Source organism: Tabrizicola sp. (assembly GCF_051645465.1).
Classification (GTDB): domain Bacteria; phylum Pseudomonadota; class Alphaproteobacteria; order Rhodobacterales; family Rhodobacteraceae; genus Tabrizicola.
Genome location: NZ_JBOFBI010000113.1, coordinates 1 through 3,486 on the forward strand (window position 1 = coordinate 1; position 3,486 = coordinate 3,486).

The 3,486-nt window shown below is 66.6% G+C and carries 3 protein-coding genes; all 3 read right to left on the reverse strand.

Going from position 1 to position 3,486, the window contains the following annotated elements; all coding sequences use genetic code 11:
* Positions 1 to 250 (reverse strand): XdhC family protein (locus ACRCSW_RS06890; RefSeq protein WP_438703712.1); only part of this gene is annotated, 250 nt, incomplete at its 3' end.
* A complete protein-coding gene (gene xdhB / locus ACRCSW_RS06895; protein ID WP_438703713.1) occupies positions 243 to 2,612 on the reverse strand; it encodes a xanthine dehydrogenase molybdopterin binding subunit in 2,370 nt (789 codons plus the stop codon). The genes ACRCSW_RS06890 and xdhB, both read right to left, overlap by 8 nt.
* Positions 2,609 to 3,486, reverse strand: an 878-nt coding sequence (locus ACRCSW_RS06900) for an FAD binding domain-containing protein (RefSeq protein ID WP_438703715.1), incomplete at its 5' end; no start/stop codon positions are given. The genes ACRCSW_RS06900 and xdhB, both read right to left, overlap by 4 nt.

Here is a 3,486-nt window from a genome sequence, read left to right on the forward strand (position 1 = left end):
CAACGGACCCCCTCTCCCCGACGGGGGGGAGGGTAGGGGAGGGGGGCCACGCCGCCAGCCACTCCCGCGCCTTCGCAGCAGCCGCATACTCCAGCGCCCCGCCACCAATCGTCCCCGACTGACCCTCACGCCAGACCAGCATCGACGCCCCGACCTCGCGCGGGCTCGACCCCTCGACCCCTGCAATCACCACCCGCGCCACCCGTCCATGGTCGCGCAAGGCTTCGGCAAGGGCCGCCAGATCAAACATCCCCACCCCCACCCCGATTTTTCGCCGAAAAATCGTACCCCCCTTCAACCCGCCGCACCGCCATCAGCACCCTCTCCGCCGTCGCCGGAGCATCCAGCGCCGGATAAACCGACCCATCCCCGCAGGCCGCCACCGCATCGCTCAGCGCCAGGAAAGCCGATATCCCCAGCATCAACGGCGGCTCCCCCACCGCCTTCGATTTCCCTACCGCATCCTCCCGGTTGGGCTTCCCCCACAAAGCCACGTTGAAGACATCGGGCCGGTCCGAACAGGCCGGGATCTTGTAGGTACTCGGAGCATGCGTCGAAAGCCGCCCCTTCCCGTCCCACACCAGCTCCTCCGTCGTCAGCCACCCGACCCCCTGCACATAGGCCCCCTCGACCTGCCCGATATCCAAAGCCGGGTTCAAAGACGTCCCCGTGTCGTGCAAGATATCCGCCCGCAAAATCCGGTTCTCACCCGTCAGCCGGTCGATCACCACCTCCGTCACCGCCGCGCCATAGGCGAAGTAGAAGAACGGCCGCCCCGTCCCCCGCACCCGGTCCCAGACGATCTTCGGCGTGGCATAGAACCCGGTCGACGACAGCGACACCCGCGCCTGATAAGCCCAGGCCACCACCTGAGCCCACGGGTAAACCTCGCCCGCCACCCGGACCGAGCCATCCACGAACTTCACCGCCGAAGGCTTCACCTGATGCTTCTCGGCGATGAACTCCGCCAACCGCCCCCGGATCACCTCCGCCGCCGCCTTCGCCGCCATCCCGTTCAGGTCCGACCCCGACGATGCCGCCGTAGCGCTGGTATTCGGCACCTTCCCCGTATCCGTCGCGGTGATCTTCACCACCCCAGCATCCAGCCCGAAGACCGAAGCCGTCACCTGCGCCACCTTCTGGAACAACCCCTGCCCCATCTCCGTCCCGCCATGGTTCAGCTGGATCGACCCATCCTGATACACATGCACCAGCGCCCCCGCCTGGTTCAGCCAGGTCAAAGTGAACGATATCCCGAACTTCACCGGCGTCAGCGCAATCCCCCGCTTCAACACCGGGCTCCCCGCATTCCACTCAGCAATCGCCGCCTTCCGCGCCGCGTAACCGGAGGTCCGCTCGAGCTCCCCAACCAGCTCATGCCCGATGAAATCCTCGACCGGCATGTGATAAGGCGTCGTCTGCAACATTCTTTGTCCGGAAACATCCCCGCCGGAGGCTCCCGCACTCTCCATCCCGCGATAGAAGTTCAGCTTTCGCACCTCCAGCGGCTCCCGACCCACCGCAAAGGCAACATGATCCATGACCCGCTCGATCCCCAGCATCCCCTGAGGCCCCCCGAACCCCCGAAACGCCGTCGCACTCTGGGTATTGGTCTTCAACCGATGGCTCTCGATCCGGATATTCGGCAACCAATAGCAATTGTCCGCATGCAGCATCGCCCGGTCCGCCACCGGCAGGCTCAAATCCTGAGACCACCCACAGCGGACAAGATGCTGGAACTCCAGCCCCAGCACCCGTCCCTCATCATCCACACCCGCGCGATACCTGATCCGAAAATCGTGTCGCTTGCCCGTGATCATCATGTCGTCATCGCGGTCGTACCGCATCCGGCAAGGCCGCCCCGTCGCCCTTGCGGCGACCGCACAGGCAATCGCCAGCGCGTTCCCCTGAGATTCCTTCCCCCCGAACCCCCCACCCATCCGCCGCACTTCCACGCGGACCGCACTCATCGGCAGATGCAGCGCATGGGCCACCTTGTGCTGCACCTCGGTCGGATGCTGGGTCGAGGAATGCACCACGAAATCCCCGCCCTCCTGCGGGATCGCGGCCGCGACCTGGCCCTCAAGGTAGAAGTGCTCCTGCCCGCCAACCTCGAACGACCCTTCGATCACCCGAGGCGCTTTGGCAATCGCCCCCGCCGCATCTCCCTTGGCCCAAACCACCGGCCCCTGCTCGAACCGGCTGTTCGCCGCCAACGCGTCATCGACGGTCAACAGCGCCGGAAGCTCCCGATAAGAAACCTTCCCCAACCGAGCCGCCTTCCGCGCCGCAAGGTGGCTCTCCGCGATCACCAGAAACACCGGCTGCCCGACGTAATGGACCTTCCCCACCGCCAACAACGGCTCGTCATGCGCCGAAGGTGAGCAGTCCGGCATGTCCGGCAAATCCTCCGCCGACATCACCGCGACCACACCGGGCGCGGCCCTTACGGCCGAAAGGTCAAGCCCGGCGATCTCGCCATGCGCGACACTCGACAGCCCAAAGGCCAGATGCAGCGCGTTGGAAGGGAGCGCCAAGTCATCGATATACCGCGCCTCACCCGTCACATGCAGGGGTGCGGCATCGTGGGGCAGGGCTTTCCCCATGCTCACGGGGTCACCTCCAGCACCGAAACCGGCACGCCCGCCAGATCATGGAAATACCGCCGCATCAGGTTCTGCGCCACCAGCATCCGATACCCGGCCGACGCCCGCACGTCCGACAAAGGCGTGAAATCCCCCGCCATCGCCTCCGCCGCCGCCTCGACTGTCGCCTCGGACCACTCCCGGCTCACCAGCGCCGCCTCCGCCAACGAGGCCCGCTTCGGCACCCCCGCCATCCCGCCAAACGCGATCCGGGCCGAGGCCACCCGGCCCCCCTCGACCGTCACATTGAAACACCCGCAGACCGCCGAGATATCCTGATCGAACCGCTTGGAAATCTTGTAGCACCTGAGCGCCGGAGCCTGATCCGGGAACGACACCCCCGCCACAAACTCCCCCGCCCGCCGGTCCTGCTTCCGGTACTCCAGGAAGAAGTCCTCCAGGGCCATCGCCCGCATCTCATCCCCCCGCCGCAAATGCAGCGTCGCGCCCAGCGCGATCAGCGCCGGCGGCCCGTCCCCGATCGGCGAGCCATTGGCGATGTTCCCCCCGATCGTCGCCGCATTCCTGATCTGCACCGACGCATACCGCCGCAAAAGCTCAGCAAACGAAGGCAACCGCTCCGCCACCGCCTCCTGCAAATCCGCAATCGTCACGCCAGCCCCAACGTGCAACTGCCCGCCCTGCACCTCGATCCCCCGCAGGTCCCGCACACCGTTCAGAAACGCCACCGGCCGCAAGTCGCGCAGCGACTTGGTCACCCAAAGCCCGACATCCGTCGCCCCCGCGATCAACACCGCGTCCGGGTTCGCCAGATACCACTCCGCCAGCTCGTCACTGTCGCGCGGGCTGAAAGCGGGGGGGGGGGGGGGGGGGGCGGGCG